The 18,956-nt window shown below is 72.5% G+C and carries 17 protein-coding genes; 6 read left to right on the forward strand and 11 right to left on the reverse strand.

Translation table 11 applies throughout. The features are described 5' to 3' along the window. Positions 1-118: 118 nt before the first annotated feature. Positions 119-1,978 carry a Xaa-Pro dipeptidyl-peptidase gene (locus ACMATS_RS08285; RefSeq protein WP_414167491.1) on the reverse strand — a complete coding sequence of 620 codons (1,860 nt, stop codon included), beginning with the start codon at positions 1,976-1,978 and terminating at the stop codon, positions 119-121. Positions 1,979-2,164: 186 nt separating this feature from the next. On the opposite strand from ACMATS_RS08285, the gene ACMATS_RS08290 reads away from it, so the two are divergent. After that, positions 2,165-3,679 (forward strand): M1 family metallopeptidase, encoded by a 1,515-nt coding sequence (locus ACMATS_RS08290; protein WP_414167492.1) that lies wholly within the window; start codon positions 2,165-2,167, stop codon positions 3,677-3,679. Between the two features lie 80 nt (positions 3,680-3,759). Further along, positions 3,760-4,440 (forward strand): MerR family transcriptional regulator, encoded by a 681-nt coding sequence (locus tag ACMATS_RS08295; protein WP_390777997.1) that lies wholly within the window; start codon positions 3,760-3,762, stop codon positions 4,438-4,440. Here ACMATS_RS08295 and ACMATS_RS08300 read toward each other — a convergent pair. The 4 genes from ACMATS_RS08300 to ACMATS_RS08315 form a co-directional block, all read right to left on the reverse strand. Continuing rightward, positions 4,430-6,592 (reverse strand): 3-hydroxyacyl-CoA dehydrogenase NAD-binding domain-containing protein, encoded by a 2,163-nt coding sequence (locus tag ACMATS_RS08300; protein WP_414167493.1) that lies wholly within the window; start codon positions 6,590-6,592, stop codon positions 4,430-4,432. The genes ACMATS_RS08295 and ACMATS_RS08300 overlap by 11 nt on opposite strands. A 170-nt stretch (positions 6,593-6,762) precedes the next feature. Further along, positions 6,763-7,977, reverse strand: a complete 1,215-nt coding sequence (locus tag ACMATS_RS08305) for an acetyl-CoA C-acetyltransferase (protein WP_414167494.1) — start codon at positions 7,975-7,977, stop codon at positions 6,763-6,765. Between the two features lie 35 nt (positions 7,978-8,012). Further along, entirely contained in the window at positions 8,013-9,155 is a 1,143-nt protein-coding gene (locus tag ACMATS_RS08310; RefSeq protein ID WP_414167495.1) for an acyl-CoA dehydrogenase family protein, read from the reverse strand. After that, complete coding sequence (locus ACMATS_RS08315; RefSeq protein WP_414167496.1) at positions 9,145-10,338, reverse strand: CaiB/BaiF CoA transferase family protein; 1,194 nt, start codon at positions 10,336-10,338, stop codon at positions 9,145-9,147. The genes ACMATS_RS08310 and ACMATS_RS08315 overlap by 11 nt, the downstream gene beginning before the upstream one ends. A gap of 147 nt (positions 10,339-10,485) precedes the next feature. Between ACMATS_RS08315 and ACMATS_RS08320 the strand changes: the two genes are divergently transcribed. Next, positions 10,486-11,391, forward strand: coding sequence for an isopenicillin N synthase family dioxygenase (locus ACMATS_RS08320; protein ID WP_414167497.1), 906 nt, complete (start codon positions 10,486-10,488; stop codon positions 11,389-11,391). A 6-nt stretch (positions 11,392-11,397) separates the two neighbouring features. On the opposite strand, the gene ACMATS_RS08325 is transcribed toward ACMATS_RS08320, so the two are convergent. From ACMATS_RS08325 to ACMATS_RS08335, 3 genes are all read right to left on the reverse strand, one after another. Beyond that, a complete protein-coding gene (locus ACMATS_RS08325) occupies positions 11,398-11,787 on the reverse strand; it encodes an MmcQ/YjbR family DNA-binding protein (protein ID WP_391156502.1) in 390 nt (129 codons plus the stop codon). A gap of 44 nt (positions 11,788-11,831) precedes the next feature. Next, on the reverse strand, positions 11,832-12,800 hold the full coding sequence (locus tag ACMATS_RS08330; protein ID WP_414167498.1) for a dihydrodipicolinate synthase family protein: 969 nt from the start codon (positions 12,798-12,800) through the stop codon (positions 11,832-11,834). A 109-nt stretch (positions 12,801-12,909) separates the two neighbouring features. Further along, positions 12,910-13,602, reverse strand: a complete 693-nt coding sequence (locus ACMATS_RS08335; RefSeq protein WP_391156499.1) for an endonuclease V — start codon at positions 13,600-13,602, stop codon at positions 12,910-12,912. Between the two features lie 52 nt (positions 13,603-13,654). On the opposite strand from ACMATS_RS08335, the gene ACMATS_RS08340 reads away from it, so the two are divergent. Then, positions 13,655-13,954: a YciI family protein gene (locus ACMATS_RS08340; RefSeq protein WP_390778006.1), complete on the forward strand. Its 300-nt coding sequence runs from the start codon at positions 13,655-13,657 to the stop codon at positions 13,952-13,954. Here ACMATS_RS08340 and ACMATS_RS08345 read toward each other — a convergent pair. Beyond that, positions 13,943-15,019 carry a WD40/YVTN/BNR-like repeat-containing protein gene (locus ACMATS_RS08345; RefSeq protein ID WP_414167499.1) on the reverse strand — a complete coding sequence of 359 codons (1,077 nt, stop codon included), beginning with the start codon at positions 15,017-15,019 and terminating at the stop codon, positions 13,943-13,945. The genes ACMATS_RS08340 and ACMATS_RS08345 overlap by 12 nt on opposite strands. Before the next feature lie 132 nt (positions 15,020-15,151). Here ACMATS_RS08345 and ACMATS_RS08350 point away from each other — a divergent pair, with 132 nt between their 5' ends. Together ACMATS_RS08350 and ACMATS_RS08355 are read left to right on the forward strand one after the other, a co-directional pair. After that, on the forward strand, positions 15,152-16,327 hold the full coding sequence (locus tag ACMATS_RS08350) for a sensor histidine kinase (protein WP_414167500.1): 1,176 nt from the start codon (positions 15,152-15,154) through the stop codon (positions 16,325-16,327). Between the two features lie 107 nt (positions 16,328-16,434). Further along, positions 16,435-16,845: an SsgA family sporulation/cell division regulator gene (locus ACMATS_RS08355; protein ID WP_390778009.1), complete on the forward strand. Its 411-nt coding sequence runs from the start codon at positions 16,435-16,437 to the stop codon at positions 16,843-16,845. A 109-nt stretch (positions 16,846-16,954) separates the two neighbouring features. On the opposite strand, the gene ACMATS_RS08360 is transcribed toward ACMATS_RS08355, so the two are convergent. After that, positions 16,955-18,373 carry a hypothetical protein gene (locus ACMATS_RS08360; RefSeq protein WP_414167501.1) on the reverse strand — a complete coding sequence of 473 codons (1,419 nt, stop codon included), beginning with the start codon at positions 18,371-18,373 and terminating at the stop codon, positions 16,955-16,957. 39 nt (positions 18,374-18,412) lie between these two features. Further along, complete coding sequence (locus ACMATS_RS08365) at positions 18,413-18,928, reverse strand: inorganic diphosphatase (protein WP_390778011.1); 516 nt, start codon at positions 18,926-18,928, stop codon at positions 18,413-18,415. Positions 18,929-18,956: the final 28 nt, after the last annotated feature.

Here is an 18,956-nt window from a genome sequence, read left to right on the forward strand (position 1 = left end):
CTGCGGGCCGGCTGTGGCTGGTCGCGCAGTTCCCCGCGCCCCTGACGGGGCGGGGCAAGTCTGAGGGCGGCAGCCCCCAGGAAACGGCGAAAGGGCGGGACCGGGGCACCGACACCCCCTACCCCACCGGCACCCGCACCCCCGACCCCCGCAAATCCACCGTCAACCGCGGCGTGGTGGACGCCGGTTGGACCAGCCCTCCATCCGTCCCCGCCACGATCAGCGCCAGCCGATGGCCCGCCTGCAGGACATGATCGGTGGCCGCCAGGTCCACCGTCATCGTGTACGCCCGCCCCGGCACCAGCGCCCTCCCCCGCGCAAGCCCCGCATAGTGGCCCAGATCCGCCCAGCCCCGGCTGAACACCGTGAAGCCGACCCGCTCCGTGTCAGGCACCGTCCGCAGGAAGCACCCCGTGTCCCCGGCGTTGCCGCTGCCCCAGCAGTCGCGGTCCGCCAGCGTGGTGACGCCTTCCCCGCGGGCCGCGTAGTTGCGGATCTCGGCCGGGCCCACGTCCACCAGTACCGCCGACAGGTGTGCCGACTCCGTCGACGGCGTCACCGTCAGCCGTACCGACGACGAGCCAGACACCCGCAGGTCGTGCGTCAACGGCCGCGTGACGAATCCGGCCTTCTCCGGCGTGACGGTGTCGATCTGCGCCGCCCAGTCCGTCTCGCTCCGCTTCGGGTCGTCCGTGAACTCGGCGGTCGTCCCCCGCGGTGCGGGCCGCGTGCTCAGCACGCCGTCCGGCGCCGGGTACAGGGACACCGTCCGCGTGCCGCGCGGCGGCCACACCGTGTCCGTCGTCCACCGGCCCGGCGCGCGTTCGATGTCGGCCATGGGTTCGCGCTGGATGCCGTTGTCGTAGCCCAGCAGGTAGTGGTCGAACCAGCGGTGCAGCGTGCCGACCCACTCCGCGCGGCGGAAGTCGAACGGATCCACGTGCCCCGCGGTCGACAGCCACACCTTGCGTTCCACGCCGTGCGCGGCGAGCGCGTTCCACCACTGGCCGAAGTGCTTGGTGCGGACGTTGAGGTCCTGCATGCCGTGGACGGCGAAGACGCTGGCCCGTACCCTGCCCGCGTCCCGCACGTAGTCGCGCGCGCTCCACAACGCGGTCCAGTCGCCGGTGCGCGGTGCGCCCTCGACGAGCCTGCGCTGGACGGCTGCGCAGCGGCCGCGCGCGGCGGAACTCTCGACGACGTCGGACAGTTGATCGGGCCCGCCGTCGTAGAGGGCCGCGCCCTGGGAGAAGTAGTAGTCGTACCAGGAGCTGATGCCCCCGATCGGGACGATGGTCCGCAGTCCCCTGACACCCGTCGCGGCAACGGCGTTGGCGATCGTGCCGTCGTAGCTCTTGCCGATCATGCCGACGGCCCCGGTGGTCCAGCCGGCGCGCACCACGTGGCCGCCGCTCCGCGAGGACCAGCCGTGCGCACGGCCGCCCAGCCAGTCGACGACGGCCTTGGCGGACTGGACGTCGGAGCGGCCGCCGATGTCCGTGCACCCGTCGGAGCGGTTGGTTCCGGTGAGGTCGACGAGGGCGACGGCGTAGCCGCGCGGGACGAAGTAGTTGTCGTAGTACAGCGGGAACTGCACGGGGTTGCCCTGTGCGTCGTACGTCTTGCGCTGGCTCTCGTTGCCGCGGCCGCAGCAGGAGTAGTAGGGGCTGGCGTCCATGATCACGGGGACGCGGCGGCCCTGTTCGGCCGCCTCCCGGGGGCGGATGATGTCGACGGCGACCCGGTCGGTGCGGCCGTCGCCGTCACCGTCGATCCCCGTGTCCACCCACACGGATTCGCGCACGGCGCGGTCGTACGAGTAGACCGGTCTGCTTTCTCCCGGCGGTTTTCCGCCATGCTGTGCCGTCGCGGCGCGCGCAGTGCCGGGAATGGCCGCAAGAACAGTGGTCAGGGCGGCGAGAACCGCCACGAGCAGGGTGGTCCAGGGTATGCGGGTGACCCGCCTGTGTATGGGCACGGCGGGACCGTAGCGCGAGTCAACTCCCGTACAGAAGGGGGGTGACGGTGGCCGGAAGTGGTCCGGGAGGCGTTGATGTCAGGCGCATGTCGATCACATGTCGCAATCCGCCATGGACATACCCTGGCCCCCGGTGAGTACATAGGCTGCGATCAGCCCTTCGCCCCCTACGAGTTGGAGTGACTCGTGCGTCACAGACTCATCGTCCCCGGCGCGGCCGCGGCGTTCCTCATGCTGGCCGTCCCGGCGTCCGCAGCCGAGCCCACGCCCGGCGCACCCGGCATCGGGGACTCGTACTACCCGGAGGCCGGGAACGGCGGGTACCAGGTCTCCCACTACGACCTGCGTCTGACGTACCAGCCGAGGACCGACCGGCTGGACGGCACGGCGACCCTGATCACCACCGCCACCCAGGACCTCTCGCGCTTCAACCTGGACTTCCTGCTGGACGTCAAGGACGTGCTGGTCGACGGCAAGAAGGCCTTCTTCACCAAGTCCGGCACCCACGAGCTGGAGATCACCCCGGCGGCGCCCCTGGAGAAGGGCAGGCAGGTCAGCGTCGTCGTCCGCTACAGCGGCATCCCCTCGCAGGTGAAGGTCGACGGCTCAAGCTCCTGGATGCGCACCCCGGACGGCGCGGTGATCGCCAACGAGCCGGAGGCCGCGGCCTGGTGGTTCCCGAGCAACGACCACCCGCGCGACAAGGCGACGTTCGACGTCTCGGTGTCCGTGCCGGACGACGTCCAGGCGATCAGCAACGGCGTGCTGGCCTCGAAGTCCTCCAAGTTCGGCTGGACGCGCTACAACTGGCGCTCCACCAAGCCGCAGGCCACGTATCTGGCCACGCTGGCGGTCGGCAAGTTCGACATCACCACCGGCACCACGTCGAACGGCCTGCCGATCGTCAACGCGTACAGCAAGGACCTGGGCGACAACCTCGACTCGGCCAAGGCGAGCGTCGAGCGCACGAACGAGATCCTGGACTGGGAGTCGTCGGTCTTCGGCCCGTACCCCTTCACCGCGGCCGGCGGCTACGTGCCCAACGTGCCCACGCACTACGCGCTGGAGACCCAGACCCGCCCGTTCTACAGCCCGGCGCAGTTCGCCAACGGGGCCAACACCTCGGTGGTGGTGCACGAGCTGGCGCACCAGTGGTACGGGGACAGTGTGTCGGTGAAGAACTGGCGTGACATCTGGGTCAACGAGGGCTTCGCCTCCTACGCCCAGTGGCTGTGGTCGGAGAAGGAGAACGAGGGCACCGCCCAGCAGCTCGCGGACTACATCTACGCGAGCGTCCCGGCAGACAACGACTTCTGGAAGGTCAAGCCGGGCGACCCGGGTCCGGAGAACCAGTTCCACGGCGCGGTGTACAACCGTGGCGCGATCGCGATCCAGGCGCTGCGCAACACCGTGGGCGACAAGGCGTTCTTCGAGACCCTCAAGAAGTGGCCGACCGTGAACAAGTACGGCAACGGCTCGGTCCAGGACTTCCAGGCGTTCGCCGAGAAAGTCTCGGGCAAGAACCTGCAGAAGCTGTTCGACACCTGGCTGTTCACCACCGCCAAGCCCTCCGCCGCGGACGCCGCCTCGTACGGCATCGGCAAGGCCCCGGCGGGCGCTTCCCTGCGGGCAGCCGGCAAGCCGGCGGAGCCGAAGTCCTGGAAGAAGATCCAGTCGGCCCAGCTCGGCCACGAGCACTGACCGACCGACCGCACTTTCTGCTGTGACACCCTGCTGTGACACCACCGGTTTCACACCGGTGGTGTCACAGCAATACTGACATGGTGATGCTCACCATCGACGAACTGGCCGCCCGCGCCGGGATGACCGTGCGCACCGTCCGCTTCTACGGCACCCGCGGGCTGCTGCCCCCGCCCGAGATCGGCCCCCGCCGGGTCGGGCACTACGGGCCCGAACACCTCTCCCGGCTGGCCCTGATCGAGGAGTTGCAGCGCCAGGGCCTCACGCTCGCCGCCATCGAGCGCTACGTGCAGGGCCTCCCCGCGGACCTCAGCGCCCGTGACCTGGCCATCCACCGCGCGGTGGTGGCCTCCTGGACGCCGGACGCGGCGGAGGAGACCACGCGCGAGGAGCTCGAACGCCGCGCGGGCCGGGCCCTGACCGAGGAGGACGTCGAGCGGCTCGCCGCCATGGACGTCCTCGAACGGGCGGACGGGGACGGGGTGTTCCGGGTGGACCGCGGGCTGCTGGGCCTGGGCGTGCAGCTGCTGGACGTCCCGATCCCGCTGGAGACCCTCCTCAAGGCCCGCACGGTGCTGGTGGACCAGGCGCGCGCGACCGCCCGGGAACTCACCCGTCTCTTCCACGACGAGGTGTGGGACCCCGAGCGGGTCGACGCCATGAAGTCGCTCTCCGCCCACATGCAGCCGTTGGTGGTCCAGGCCCTGGTGACGGCCTTCCAGCGGTCGCTCAAGGAGGAGCTGCGGGCGGTCAGTCGGTGAAGGTCTCCCCCTTCTCCGCCTTCTCCAGCAGCAGGGCGGGCGGGGCGAAGCGCTCGCCGTAGGCGGCCTGGAGTTCCCGCGCGCGGGCCGTGAAGCCGGGCAGGCCGCCCTCGTAGCCGTTGATGTACTGCAGGACGCCGCCGGTCCAGCCGGGGAAGCCGATGCCGAGGACCGAGCCGATGTTGGCGTCGGCGACGGAGGTGAGGACGCCCTCCTCCAGGCAGCGGACGGAGTCCAGCGCCTCGGAGAACAGCATCCGCTCCTTCAGGTCCTCGAAGGGCACGGCCGCCCCCGCCCGGCCGAAGTGCTCGGCCAGGCCCGGCCAGAGCCCTGCGCGCTTGCCGTCCACGTAGTCGTAGAAGCCCGCGCCGCCGCTGCGGCCCGGGCGGCCGAACTCCTCGACCATGCGGTCGATGACGGTGTCGGCGGGGTGCGGGGTCCAGGTGCCGCCGCTCTCCTCGACCGCCTTGCGGGTCTCGTCGCGGATCTTCCGCGGCAGGGTGAGGGTCAGCTCGTCCATCAGGGAGAGCACCTTGGCCGGGTAGCCGGCCTGGGCGGCGGCCTGCTCCACGGAGGCGGCGGGGACGCCCTCGCCGATCATGGCCACGCCCTCGTTGATGAAGCGGCCGATGACGCGGGAGGTGAAGAAGCCGCGCGAGTCGTTGACGACGACGGGCGTCTTGCGGATCTGCCGGACGAGGTCGAAGGCGCGGGCCAACGCCTCGTCGCCGGTGCGCCCGCCCTTGATGATCTCCACCAGCGGCATCTTGTCGACGGGCGAGAAGAAGTGCAGGCCGATGAAGTCCGCGGGCCGCTCGACGCCTTCGGCGAGCAGGGTGATGGGGAGGGTGGAGGTGTTGGAGCACAGCAGGGCGTCGGGGGCGACGACGTGCTGGACCTCCTGGAAGACCTTGTGCTTGAGGGCGGGGTCCTCGAACACGGCCTCGATGACGGCGTCGCAGCCGGCCAGCTCCGCCACGTCGGCGGTGGGGGTGATGCGGGCGAGCACGACGTCGCGCTCGGCCTCGGTGGTGCGGCCCTTGGCGACGGCCTTGTCCAACAAGCCCTCGGAGTAGGCCTTGCCGTGCCGGGCGTTCTCCAGGGTGACGTCCTTGAGGACGACCTCGATGCCCGCGCGGGCGCACGCGTAGGCGATGCCGGCCCCCATCATGCCCGCCCCGAGCACGGCCGCCCTGCGCACGGGCCGCGGCTCGGTGCCCTGCGGGCGGCTGCGGCCGGCGTTGACGGCCTGGAGGTCGAAGAAGAAGGCCTGGATCATGTTCTTGGAGGTCTGGCCCGCCACCAGCTCCGTGAAGTACCGCGCCTCGATGACCTGGGCGGTCTCGAAGTCGACCTGGGCGCCCTCGACGGCGGCCGCCAGGATGTTGCGCGGGGCCGGGTAGGGCGCGCCGCCGGTCTGCTTGCTCAGCGTGGCCGGGAAGGCGGGCAGGGCCGCGGCGAAGGTGGGGTCGGCCGGGGTGCCGCCGGGGATCCGGTAGCCCTCGGCGTCCCAGGGCTGGCGGGCGTCGGGGTGGTCGTTGATGAAGGCATGGGCCTTCGCGAGCATCTCCTCCTCGGTGTCGGCCACTTCGTGGACGAGCCCGGCCGCCAGGGCGCGCCGCGGGCTGTACTGGGTGCCCTGCAGCAGCACCTTGAGGAGCGCGTCGGCGATGCCGAGGAGCCGTACGGTGCGGACGACGCCGCCGCCCCCGGGGAGCAGGCCGAGGGTGACCTCGGGGAGACCGATCTTCGAGCCGGGGGCGTCGAGGGCGATGCGGTGGTGGCAGGCGAGGGCGATCTCGTAACCGCCGCCGAGCGCGGCCCCGTTGAGGGCGGCCACGACGGGCACGCCGAGGGTCTCGATGCGGCGCAGGTCGCGCTTGACGCGCAGGCCGGCGTCGAAGGCCTGCTGCGCGCGGTCGGGGGTGACGGCGATGAGCTCGCGCAGGTCGCCGCCGGCGAAGAAGGTCTTCTTGGCCGAGGTGACGACGATGCCGCGGATGCCGTCCTTCTCGGCCTCCAGGCGGTCGGCGACCTCGGCGAGGGACTGCTGGAACGCGGCGTTCATGGTGTTGGCGGACTGACCGGGGTCGTCGAGGACGAGGGTGACGATGCCGTCGTCGCTGCGCTGCCAGCGGATGGTGCTGCTCATGTCGGGGCTCCTGAGGGCGTGTTCGGGGGGCGGAAGGAATCTGCACCCCGTCAGGGGCGCGGGGAACTGCGCGACCAGCCACGGCGCACCCGCAGTCGACTGCGGGCCGGTGGGGGTTGCTCGCGCAGTTCCCCGCGCCCCTGACGGGGCGCCGTGGTACCGGGCGCTACCTAAATGCGCTCCACAACGGTGGCGATCCCCATCCCACCCCCCACGCACAGCGTGACGAGCCCATAGCGCCCGCCGCGCCGCTCCAGTTCGTCCACGACCGTGCCGACGAGCATGGCGCCGGTGGCCCCCAGCGGGTGCCCCAGGGCGATGGCGCCGCCGTTGACGTTGACCTTCTCCAGGTCGACGCCCGTCTCCTCGACGAACCGCAGCACCACGGCCGCGAACGCCTCGTTGATCTCGACGAGGTCGATGTCGTCCATCGTCAGCCCGGCCTTGGCCAGCGCCTTCCGGGTCGCGGGGGCCGGCCCCGTGAGCATGATCGTCGGCTCCGAGCCGGAGACGGCCGCCGAGACGATGCGCGCCCGCGGCGTGAGTCCGTACCGCTCGCCCACCTCGCGGCTGCCGATGGCGACGAGGGACGCGCCGTCCACGATGCCCGAGGAGTTGCCCGCGTGGTGCACGTGGTCGATCTTCTCGACCCAGTGGTACTTCTGCAGCGCCACCGCGTCGAAGCCGCCCGCCTCGCCCATCGCCGCGAACGACGGCTTGAGCTTCGCCAGCGTCTCGGCGGTCGTGCCGGGCCGCAAGTGCTCGTCGCGGTCGAGGACGACGAGCCCGCTGCGGTCGCGCACCGGCACCACCGAGCGCTCGAAGCGGCCGTCCTTCCAGGCCGCGGCGGCCCGTTCCTGCGAGCGGGCCGCGAAGGAGTCGACGTCGTGGCGGGAGTGGCCGCCCAGGGTGGCGATGAGGTCGGCGCCGATGCCCTGGGGGACGAAGCCGACGGTGTGGTTGGTCATCGGGTCACCGAACCACGCGCCGCCGTCGGAGCCGATCGGCACCCGGGACATCGACTCGACGCCGCCCGCCAGGACGAGGTCCTCCCAGCCCGAACGCACCTTGGCCGCGGCCAGGTTGACGGCCTCCAGGCCCGAGGCGCAGAAGCGGTTCTCCTGCACGCCGGCCACCGTGTCCGGCAGTCCGGCGGCGATGGCGGCGATGCGGGCGATGTCGGAGCCCTGGTCGCCGATCGGGCTGACGACGCCGAGCACGATGTCGTCGATCGCCGCCGGGTCCAGACCGGGCAGGCGGTGCCGGAGTTCGTGGATGAGGCCCACGACGAGGTCGATCGGCTTGGTGCCGTGCAGGGCCCCGTCGGCCTTGCCGCGGCCGCGCGGGGTGCGGATCGCTTCGTAGACGTACGCTTCGGTGCTCAAGGGTCGGCAGCCTTTCGAGAAGGATTCGTAGAGGGTCACGCGAGCAGGGAACGGCCGATGATCTCCTTCATGATCTCGGTCGCCCCGCCGAAGATGGTCGTGACACGGCCGTCGGTGAAGGCCCTGGCGACCCGGTACTCGGTCATGTAACCGTAGCCGCCGTGCAGTTGCAGGCACCGGTCGGCGACGCGCTTCTGCAGCTCGGTGGCCCACCACTTGGCCATCGCCGCGTGCACGGCGTCGAGTTCGCCGCGGTCGTGTGCGTCGATGCAGCGGTCGACGAAGGTGCGGGTGACGGCGCACTCCGTGGCCATCTCGGCGAGTTCGAAGCGGACGTGCTGGAGCCGGGCGAGCGGGCGCCCGAAGGCCTCGCGCTCCTTGACGTGGCGCAGGGTGGTCTCCAGCAGGTACTCGGCGGCGGCGATCGCGCCGACCGCTATGCACAGGCGTTCCTGCGGGAGGTTCTGCATCAGGTGCACGAAGGCGCCGTGGAGCTCGCCGAGCAGGTTCTCCTTGGGCACGCGGACGTCGCGGAAGAAGAGCTCGGCGGTGTCCTGGGCCTTGAGGCCGATCTTGTCGAGGTTGCGGCCGCGCTCGAAGCCCGGCATGCCGCGCTCGACCACCAGCAGGCTCATGCCCTTCGCGCCGCCCTCCGGCTTCGTGCGGGCCACCACGATCACCAGGTCGGCCAGAATCCCGTTGGAGATGAAGGTCTTTGAGCCGTTGAGCAGCCAGTGGTCACCGCGGTCCTCGGCGGTGGTGCGCAGGGCCTGCAGGTCGGAGCCCGCGCCCGGCTCGGTCATGGCGATGGCGGTGACGGTCTCGCCCGTGCAGAAGCCCGGCAGCCAGCGGCGCTTCTGCTCGTCGGTGCCCAGCGCGATCAGGTACGGGCCGATGATGTCGTTGTGCAGCTCGACGCCGAAGCCGGCGGCGCCGGAGCGGGCGAACTCCTCGGTGAGCACGGCGCCGAAGCGGTGGTCCGTGCTGCCTCCGCCGCCGTACTCCTCGGGGACGGTGATGCCGAGCAGCCCCTGCCGGCCGGCCGCCAGCCAGGCCTCGCGGGAGACGACGCCGTCCTTCTCCCACTGCTCGTAGTGCGGCTCGACCTCCTTGGCCAGGAAGGCGCGCACGGTCGCGCGGAAGGCCTCGTGCTCGGCACCGTAGATCTCACGCTTCATCGTGCGGGCCCTTCTGGAGCTGGTGGAGTCCGGGTACGTCCCAGTCACGGGCCACCTCCGCCGTGTCGGCCCCCGGCTGCGCGGGCGGGCGGCGCAGGGTGCCCGGGGTGGCGGAGAAGCGCGGGGCGGGGGCGGGCTGGACGAGGCCGCCGGGCGCGGCGAAGGTGCCGCGGGCGGCGAGGTGCGGGTGCTGCGGCGCCTCGCGCAGCGAGAGGACGGGCGCGACGCAGGCGTCCGTGCCGGCGAACACCTCGGTCCACTCGGCGCGGGTGCGCTGCCGGAAGCGGGCCGCGACGGCCGTGCGCAGCTCGCCCCAACGGGCCATGTCGGTACGGGCGTCGGCGGTGTTCTCGACGTTCTCGACGTTCTCGATGTTCTCGATGCCGAGGAGCCGGGCGAACTCGGCGTAAAAGCGCGTCTCCAGCGCGCCGACGGCCATGTATCCCCCGTCGGCGGTCTCGTACGTGCCGTAGAAGGGGGCGCCGCCGTCGAGGAGGTTGACGCCGCGCCGGTCCTGCCAGCCGCCGGCCGCGGTCATGGCGTGCAGCATGGCGGTCAGATGCGCGGTGCCGTCGACGATGGCGGCGTCGACGACCTGTCCGGTGCCGGCGGCGCGGGCGTGGTGGAGGGCGGCGAGGACGCCGACGACCAGGTAGAGGGAGCCGCCCGCGTAGTCGCCGAGGAGGTTGGCGGGGGCGTACGGGGGCCCGTCCGGCGGGCCGGTCAGGCCGAGGGCGCCGGTAACGGCGATGTAGCCGATGTCGTGCCCGGCGGTGGCGGCCAGCGGACCGTCCTGGCCCCAGCCGGTCATCCGCCCGTACACCAGGCGGGGGTTGCGGGCGAGGGCGGCCTCGGGGCCGACGCCGAGCCGCTCGGCGACGCCGGGGCGGTAGCCCTCGAGGAACACGTCGGCGCGGGCGGCCAGTTCGAGGACGGCCTCCCGGCCGGCCTCCGTCTTGAGGTCGACGAGGACCGAGCGCTTGTTGCGGTTGGTGATGTCGAACCGCGGGTCGACGCCGAGCCCGGGGCCGCCGGGCCGGTCGACGCGGACGACGTCGGCGCCCAGGTCGGCGAGGAGCATGGCGGCGAACGGCCCGGGGCCGATGCCCGCGAGCTCGACGACCCGCACTCCGCCGAGCGGACCGTCCGGACCGCTCCTCGCCCCTGCTCCTGTCCTTGCCATGCGTCCCCCAACACCCATGCCATGTGACACATTTGCTGTAACACCCGTGATGTTAAGAACGTGTTCCACTCTCCACAAGCCCTTCTACAGGCTCCCACCGAGAGTCACGCGGGTTTGGCATCCCGCGCGTGCGAGAAGAGTCGCTTCATGGCTTCCCTCCCGGTTGTCGATCTCCGCACCTGGCGGATCGACGACAGCCCTGCCGTGGTCGACCGAGCGCTGCGCACCGCCGGGTTCCTGCTCGTCACCGGGCATGGCATCGCTCCGGACCTGCGTGCCGCCGTCCGTGCGCAGGCCCAGGCGTTCTTCCGGCTTCCGGAAAGGACCAAGCGCCCGTACGCCGTCGAGGTCGGCGAGCGCGGCTGGCTCGGGCCGGGTGCCGAGGCCAACGGGTATGCGGAGGGCACCGAGACGCCGCCCGACCTCAAGGAGTCCCTGTCCTTCGCGGCGGAGGCCCCGGGCGGGGCCCCGCCCGCGGACCCCGAGTGGTTCGCACCCAACACCTGGCCCGCGGAGGTCCCGTCGCTCCGGCCCCTGGTGACCGTATACCTGGACCGGATGCGCCGTCTCTCGGACGGCATCCTGGAACTGCTGGGTGTCGCCCTCGGCGAGGGCGAGAACTTCTTCACCCGGCACACCACCCGCCCCACATGGGGATTCAACATCAACTGGTACCCGGGCGTACAGACGGTCGGGGCCCCGCAGCCCGGCCAGTTCCGCATCGGGCCGCACACCGACTTCGGCACGGTCACCGTCCTGGACCGGCAGCAGGGCCGGGGAGGGCTGCAGGTCTTCACCGACGAGGACGGCTGGCAGGACGCCCCGTACGACCCGGAGGCACTCACCGTCAACATCGGTGATCTCATGGCGTTCTGGACCGGAGGCCGCTGGCGTTCCGGCCGGCACCGCGTGCTGCCGCCACCGGTCGACGAGCCGTCCGAAGAGCTGATGTCACTGGTCTACTTCTATGAGTGCAACCCGGGTACAGACGTGCTCGGTATCGACTCACACCGCTACCTGAGAGAAAAACTCAACGCCATCCGCGTCCGCTGACGCCCGTCAGCGGGCATCGAGCTCGGCGACGAGCCGTTTGGGCGCAATGGTGCGATAGCTCTCCTCGACCCAGTCGCAGAGCAGCTCGACGGGCGCGCTCTCGCCCGTCAGCGGGATCGACACCCAGCCGTGCCGCCCCAGCCCGTACCCGCTCGGCACCGCGCCGGGAACGGCGAGCGCATGACCGTGCGCCTCCTCGTCCTTGAGCTTGACGCCGATGCCGGGGGTCTCGGTGTTCCCCTCCGACCCCAGGAAGACGAAGATCTTCTTGTTGACCTTGACGACCGCGTCCTCTTCCCAAGGGAACTCCTCGACCGCGCCGGGGAGCCCCAGCGCGAACGTGCGCACGGCGGCGCGGGCCTTGAGGGGAGCGGATCCGGTTGCGTTGCCTGCCATGTGCCCAAGCTAACCCGCACCACTGACAACGCGGCGGAACCGGATCACAGCAGTCCGGTCTCCTGCAGGATGCGCCGCACGGTCGCCACCGCGCTGTCCGGAAGGGGCGCCAGCGGGGCCGCGGTGGCCGGGCAGTCGATGACGCCGAGCAGATGCAGCGCGGCCTTGAAACCGCCGAGCGCGGAGGACGCGCCGCCCATGACGGCCGGATCCCCGGCACCGGTCAGGGCGAACAGGGCGGCCAGCCGGTCCTGTTCGGCGGCGGCCTCCGTCCAGCGGCCCGCGCGGGCGTGCTCGTAAAGGCGTACGTACCCATCCGGGTCGACGTTGCCGAGCCCCGGCACGATCCCGTGCGCACCGGCCAGCAGGGCGGCGTCCGCGGCCGGTTCGGAGCCGGTCAGCACGGAGAACGTGCCGTGCAGGCCCCGCTCGCGCAGCGCGACGAGCAGGCGCCGCAGGGCGTTGAGGTCGCCGCTGCTGTCCTTGAGCCCGGCCAGGGTGCCGTCCTCCGCGAGGGCGAGCACGGTGCGTGCGTCGAGCTTGGTGTGGACGGAGGAGGGGATGTCGTACCCGACGACCGGCAGCCCGGCGCCCTCGCGAACGCGCCGGAAGTGGGCGGCGGTCTCGTCCGGATGGGGCGTGACGTAGAAGGGCGCGGTGACGACGACCGCATCCGCCCCGAGGGCCGCGGCGGCCCGGGCATGGGCGAGGACGCGGGCGGTGCTCATGTCGATGACCCCGGCGAGCACGGGCACCCGCCCTGCGACGGCCTCGACGACCGTCGCCAGGACGGTGCGCCGCTGCGCGTCGTCGAGCAGGGCGGCTTCACCACTGGACCCGAGCGCGAAGACCGCTGCCGCGCCGGCGGAGAGGGTGCGCTCGACGAGGGCGGCGAGGGAGCGGCGATCGACCTCGCCAGCCGGGGTGAGCGGGGTGCAGAGGGGCGGGATGACGCCGGTGAGGATGGGGGTCACTCGGTGGTTCTTCCCCTGACCCGCCCCTTCCCACTCCATCGATCTGCGGCTCCGCCGCGTGGCGGGGCTCCGGGGCGCGCCCCGTCAGGGGCGCGGGGAACTGCGCGACCAGCCACAGCCGACCCGCAGCCGACGGAGAACGGTGCCCCTAAACCCCCCGCAGCGCCGCACGGCACAGCGCATCCGCCGCCCGCGTCGTCTCCGGCAGCCGGAATCCCCGCGCCAGCCGCAGCACCTGGGCGCACGCGCCGTCGAGGCTCACCCGGTGTCCCACGGACACGAACACCGGCTTCACGCCCTCCCGGGTGCGCAGCGCCCGCCCCACCTCCTCCTCGCCGTCGAGCAGCGGCGCCGTGTCGCCCCGCAGGGGACCCGGCTGCTCGTAGCGGAAGGTGAACGGGTTCTTCGCGACCCCGACGGTCGGCAGGCCGGTCAGCACCCCCAGGTGGCTCGCCAGGCCGAAACGGCGCGGGTGCGCCAGGCCGTAGCCGTCGCAGACGACCAGGCCGGGCTCCACCGTGAGCCGGTCCAGCGCGGCCAGCACGGTGGGGATCTCACGGAACGCCAGCAGTCCGGGCACGTACGGGAAGCTCACCCGGCCCACGGCCGTCGCCTGTCCCACGACCTCCAGCGTGGCCGCGTCCAGCGCCACGGCCGCCGCGGCGACGACGTCCCGCTCGTCGTCGTAGGCGACGTCCACGCCCACCGCGACCAGCGGCGCGTCCGGCGCCGGGCCGGGCTCGTCCAGGATCACGCGGCCCCGCAACTCGTCCTGGACGGCGGTCGCTTCCGCCTCGGTCGTGGGCCAGTCGGGCGGCACACTGCGGGACGTATCGGTCATGGCACTGGTCATAGTGGCTCCCACGCTACGGCACGGGCGTAGCCTGTCGATCATGTTCGTAATGGAGCTGACGTACATCGCACCCATCGACCGCATCGAGGCCGCCCTGCCGGAGCACGTCGCCTGGCTGGACTCGCACTACGCGTCCGGGGTCTTCATCGCCTCCGGGCGCAAGGACCCGCGGGACGGCGGCATCATCATCGCGCTCGGCGACGACCGCACGAAGATCGAGGAGATCGCCAAGAGCGACCCCTTCAGCGTCGCGGGGGTGTGCGAGTACACGATCACGAAGTTCATCGCGACGAAGACCGCCGAACCGCTGGAGCAGTACCGCGAGACGCTACCGTCCTGATCGCCCCAGCCGGGCGATCCGGCCCTTCTCCCCCGCCGCCCAGCAGCCGCCGTCCGGGGCGCAGACGACGGTGTCGTACGAGCCGGTGTCGAAGCCGTGCCAGCTGCGGCCGCCGTCCGTGGTGAGGTCGCTGCCCGTCGGGCCGACGGCCAGGGCCGTGGTGCGGCTGTGCGGCAGCCAGGCGGCACCGGAGCGGTAGGCGGCGGGCGGGAGTCCGGCCTCCGTCCACGTGGCGCCGCCGTCGCGGCTGAGCGCGGCGGCGTGCGGGGACGCCTGACCGGCGCGGTAGTCGCCGCCGACGGCCAGCCCGTGCGTACGGTCGCGGAAGGCGAGCGCGAAGACGCCCCGGGCGGGGTCGCCCGCCGGTACGGGTGCGGCGGAAGCCGTCCAGGTGCGGCCGCGGTCGGCGGAGTGGAGGACGCGGGAGACGGCGCCGCCTCCCGTGGCGATCCACGCGTCGTGGCGGCCCGAACTCACCACGCACTGGCCGCTGGCCGCGAAGGCGGCCTCGCCGGGCAGGGCGGGCGGCATGCCGGCGGAGGGCAGGACGTGCCAGCTGCGGCCACCGTCGCCGGTGCTCAGCACGCGGAACCGCCCGTCGACGGGGTCGCCGAGGGCGATGCCGTGCCGGTGGTCGAAGAAGGTCATGCAGTCGTAGAAGGCCTTGGGGTCGGTGTTGCGGAAGGCCTCCGTCCAGGTGCGGCCGGCGTCGTCGGTGCGCAGGATGCGGGAGGCCTCGCCCTCGCCGATGGCCAGGACCACGGCGTGCCGGGCGTCGGAGGCCTTGACGTCGCGGAACTCCAGGGCGCCTGCGCCGGGCGGGGAGACGGTGTGCCAGCGGTGACCGCCGTCGCGGGTGAGCAGCACGGTGCCCTTGGTTCCGGCGGCCCATGCGGTGGACCGGCTCACGGCCGCGAGCCCGCGGAAGCGGGCGTCGGTGCCGGCCGGTTTGACCTCCCAGGACCAGGAAGGGTGCGGGGCCGCCTGGGCCGGTGTCTGGAGAACGAGCCCGCAGACGACTGCGGCCAGTGCGGCCAGGCCGCGTCTCACTGTCCCACTTGTCATGGACGGGCAAGCTAGCGGAGGCCGGGCGGTGGCGTCCACGCCCCGAGACCGTCAAACGTTCATCCTTTCGGCCAGTGGCTTGTGGCTGGACGGTCGATCCGCGCGTGCGGGCGGCTGCCTAGCGTCGAGGGCATGACGCAGATGCCTCCGCCGGCGGTCGCCGGTGCGCGCCCCAGGACCGCCCGCGGACGAGGCTGGCTGGCGGCCGCCCTCTGCGGACTGTGGGTGTGCGAGGGCCGTCTGCTCGGCAGAACCGGCACCTACTCGTCGTACTCCGCCGCCGCGCACCACGCGCATCTGCTGGTGTGGATCGCCGGGCTGCTGGTGGCGCTGTGCGTGCTGCCGTGGGGGCCGCTGGCCGTGCGGGCCGCGGCGGCCGTCGGGGTGTCCTGGGCGGTGACCGGCCGGCTGCTGGCGGCCGGGCAGCCGATCCCCGTCTGGGGCCTGACCGAGAGCGCGGCCCTGCTGGTGCTGCTGTGCCTGGTCTCCTGGCGCACCACGGTGCGGCCGGCCGTGCCGCTGGGGATCGCCCTGGCGGCCGGGGTGCTGGCCGCGCCGGTCCGGGACGCGGACGCGAGCGGCACGACCGTCGTCGCGTCCGCGCTCGTCGTGGCCGGCGTCGCCGCGCTCGGGCTGTGCCTGCGCTACCGGGACGCCGAGCGCGCCCAGGCGGTGGCCGCCGCGCGCGAGGCCGAACGCCTGGAGCTGGCGGGCGAGCTGCACGACTACGTCGCCCACCACGTGCAGGCGATGACCCTGCTGGCCAAGGCCACCGGATCGCTGGCGCAGGACGAGCGGGTGGCCGCCTCGCTGCGCAACATCCAGGAGGCCGGCGACGTGGCCATGACGACGGCCCAGCGGCTGCTCAAGGTGCTCCAGCAGGACCACCCGCGCCGGGAGCCGCTGCCGGGTCCGGACCGGATCGCCGAGCCCGTCGAGGCCTACCGCCGCGCGCATCCCGACGCACACGTCACCTTCGACGTCGACCCGTGCTTCGGCGCCGGGCTGGCCCCCGAACTGGCCGCGTCCGTACACCGGATCATGGACGAGGCCTTGGCCAACGTGGCCAAGCACAGCCCCGGCGCCTCGGCGGTGGACATCACGCTGCAGCGCTCCGGGGAGCGGCTCTTCGTGTCCGTCCGCGACGACGGTGACCGCGGGGCACCTCCGCGGCCGCCCGAGGAGAGCGGCGGGCTGGGCCTGGTGGGCATCACGGAGCGCGCGGATGCGATCGGGGGCTCGTTGACGGCGGGGCCGGCGCCCGGGGGCGGGTGGGAGGTGCTGGCCGTCCTGCCGGTCCAAGCGTGACGCAGGTCACGCTCGATTCATCGCACTGTCGTAATGGTTCCAACGTCTCACCCTTCGAGGAAGGCACGGACCGCACCACCCGGACATCAACCGCAAGGGAGCAGGCGTTGTCCACTGTCATCGACCAGGCTGTCCAGGCACGGCTCATCGCGTCGACTCCGCCGACCCGTACGGTCCGGGCCCGTCTGCGGTACGCGAGTGCCGATCCCTTCGCCGTCCACGTCGTCTTCCCGCCCGCGGCCTCGCTCGACGGATCCGAGGTCTCGTGGATCTTCGCGCGGGAACTGCTGGCACGGGGCCTGCTCACACCCTCGGGCACGGGCGACGTCCGCGTCTGGCCCTGCGGGCCGCAGCGCACGGTGCTGGAGCTGCACGCGACGGAGGGCGTGGCGATGGTGCAGATCGACACGGCGGAGCTGCGCGGTTTCCTGGCGGGCTCGTACGCGGTGGTCCCTGCGGGGGCGGAGGGGGTCCACCTGGACGTGGAAGGCGACCTGGCGGCGCTCCTCGCCCCGTAGCGGGCGAGCACCTCGGCTGCAGCGCCGTCGCGGCTGGTCGCGTCCCGTAAGGGGCGCGGGGAACTGCGCGACCAGCCACGACGCGCCCGCAGACGACGTGTCGCGCTCCCTACGGAACGCTGAGGTACACCGACCAGTCCGTCCCCGGCAGCACATGCGCATGCCACGCCCGCGCATAAGCGGGCAGATACGGATCCCCCGGGTCGTACAGCATCGCCACCGGCATCGTGGATGCGGCATCCACGATGCCCCGCACCGTCGTCGACCGGTTGTTCCCCATCGTCTCCGCGGACGCGCACCCCGCCTCGTACGCGATCGGCTGCGCCCGCGGCCCCGTCACCACGCACGGTGCCCTCACCCCCAGCCGCCCCAACTCCTGTGCGGCGCGCCGGTACCGCACGGTCGTGTCCCGCGCATCGGCGGTGTTCAGCCGCAACTCCTTCAGCTGCACGGCACCGTGGGCAACCAGCACCACGCACACCACGCCCGTCACCACGCGCCATCCCCGGGCCACCCGCACCACAAGTCCCGCCACCGGCAGGGAAAGCAGCGCATACACGGGCAGCAGGAACCGCGGCGCCGAGTAGTCCAGCAACAGCAGGTACGGCGCCGCCAGGGCCACCGCGCAGGCGACGGGCAGCAGCGTCACCGCCCTCTCCGCCCTCTCCCCCACCGCGCACGCCGCCGTGACCAGCAACGGCAGCAGCAGCCACCACAGTGCATGCGTCACCGACGGTCCGGCGATGTGGCAAGGGCGGCACAGCTGCGGCCCGTTGAGGCTGCGGTACGCGGCCCGCAGGCCCGCGCCGAGGTGGGCGCCCATGCCGCCCTCGGTGTCGCTGGAGAGCGACAGCCGGTTCCCGATGCCACCGAAGCGGACGTACGCCTCCACCGCCCACTGCACCCCGCCCAGCGCGAGCCCGCCCAACACGGCGGCCACGGTGCCGGGCCGGCGCCAGTCCCGGACCCCGGCGCACACGGCGAGCAGGGGCAGGGCGAGCCAGACGGCGTCGGGTGCGCGGAAGAGGGCGGCCGCGGCGAGCGTGGCGGTGAGGGCGGCGAGGGCGCGGCGGCGTCCGTCGCCGCGGGTGCGCAGGAACCACCCCGCCGCGGCGACGGCCGACAGCGCGATCCACAGGTTCGGCATCACCTCCGGCCCGCTGAGCACCGTGATCCACAGCCCGGCGAAGAGCAGCGCCGCGAGTGCGACGCGCGCCCGGCCCACCAGCGGCTGCCAGACCGCGAACGCGGCGTGGAGCGCGGCCGAGGACAGCAGCACCAGCACCACGCGCAGCACGGGCACGGAGGAGGTGAGGGCGACGACGGGGGCGACGAGGAAGCTCACGCCGCGCGAGCGCGGCGCGCTGAAGAACGCGGCCGGGTGGCGGGGATCGACCTGGGAGAGGTACACGGTCTCGTCCCAGCCGAGGTCCATGTGCGCGACGGCGTAGCAGAGTTGCACCACCGCGTACCCGGCCGCGACGGCCACGAGCCACCCATCGGGCGCCCGCCGCCCCGTAGTTGCCATGCGCCTCTTTTACCGCATCCGCGACTACCGCGTCTGCGGCTACCGCGTCTGCGGTCCCTTCGACGTCCCCTTCTCCGTCCCCTTCGCCCGCTCCCGGGACGCGGTGATCTCCGCCTCCGCCGCGGCCCGGTCCGCCCAGCATGCGCCCTCGACGGACTTGCCGGGTTCGAGCTCCTTGTAGACCTCGAAGAAGTGCTGGATCTCCAGCTTGTCGAACTCGGGCAGGTGGCGCAGGTCGCGCAGGTGCTCGTGCCGGGGGTCGCCGACGGGGACGCACAACACCTTGTCGTCCTCGCCCTGTTCGTCCGTCATGCGGAACATGCCGATGGCGCGGCACCGGATGAAGACGCCGGGGAAGGTGGGGTCGCCCGCGAGGACGAGCGCGTCCAGCGGCTCCCCGTCCGCGCCGAGCGTGCCGTCGACGTATCCGTAGTCGGCGGGGTAGCGGGTGGAGGTGAACAGCATCCGGTCCAGCCGGATGCGCCCCCGTTCGTGGTCCATCTCGTACTTGTTGCGGCTGCCTTGCGGAATCTCCACGACGACGTCGAACTCCACGGGCGCGCTCCTCGGTAGCGGTGGGCCG

It is taken from the genome of Streptoverticillium reticulum, assembly GCF_047456005.1.
GTDB classification, from domain to species: domain Bacteria; phylum Actinomycetota; class Actinomycetes; order Streptomycetales; family Streptomycetaceae; genus Streptomyces; species Streptomyces reticulum.

Coding starts and splice junctions, on each gene's coding strand:
- ACMATS_RS08330 (WP_414167498.1), bottom strand. CDS start 12,800: ATGGAGTGGGAAGGGGCGGGTCAGGGGAAGAACCACCGAGTGACCCCC.
- ACMATS_RS08350 (WP_414167500.1), top strand. CDS start 15,152: ATGACGCAGATGCCTCCGCCGGCGGTCGCCGGTGCGCGCCCCAGGACC.
- ACMATS_RS08310 (WP_414167495.1), bottom strand. CDS start 9,155: ATGAAGCGTGAGATCTACGGTGCCGAGCACGAGGCCTTCCGCGCGACC.
- ACMATS_RS08320 (WP_414167497.1), top strand. CDS start 10,486: ATGGCTTCCCTCCCGGTTGTCGATCTCCGCACCTGGCGGATCGACGAC.
- ACMATS_RS08300 (WP_414167493.1), bottom strand. CDS start 6,592: ATGAGCAGCACCATCCGCTGGCAGCGCAGCGACGACGGCATCGTCACC.
- ACMATS_RS08325 (WP_391156502.1), bottom strand. CDS start 11,787: ATGGCAGGCAACGCAACCGGATCCGCTCCCCTCAAGGCCCGCGCCGCC.
- ACMATS_RS08335 (WP_391156499.1), bottom strand. CDS start 13,602: ATGACCGATACGTCCCGCAGTGTGCCGCCCGACTGGCCCACGACCGAG.
- ACMATS_RS08360 (WP_414167501.1), bottom strand. CDS start 18,373: ATGGCAACTACGGGGCGGCGGGCGCCCGATGGGTGGCTCGTGGCCGTC.
- ACMATS_RS08345 (WP_414167499.1), bottom strand. CDS start 15,019: ATGACAAGTGGGACAGTGAGACGCGGCCTGGCCGCACTGGCCGCAGTC.
- ACMATS_RS08340 (WP_390778006.1), top strand. CDS start 13,655: ATGTTCGTAATGGAGCTGACGTACATCGCACCCATCGACCGCATCGAG.
- ACMATS_RS08295 (WP_390777997.1), top strand. CDS start 3,760: ATGGTGATGCTCACCATCGACGAACTGGCCGCCCGCGCCGGGATGACC.
- ACMATS_RS08315 (WP_414167496.1), bottom strand. CDS start 10,338: ATGGCAAGGACAGGAGCAGGGGCGAGGAGCGGTCCGGACGGTCCGCTC.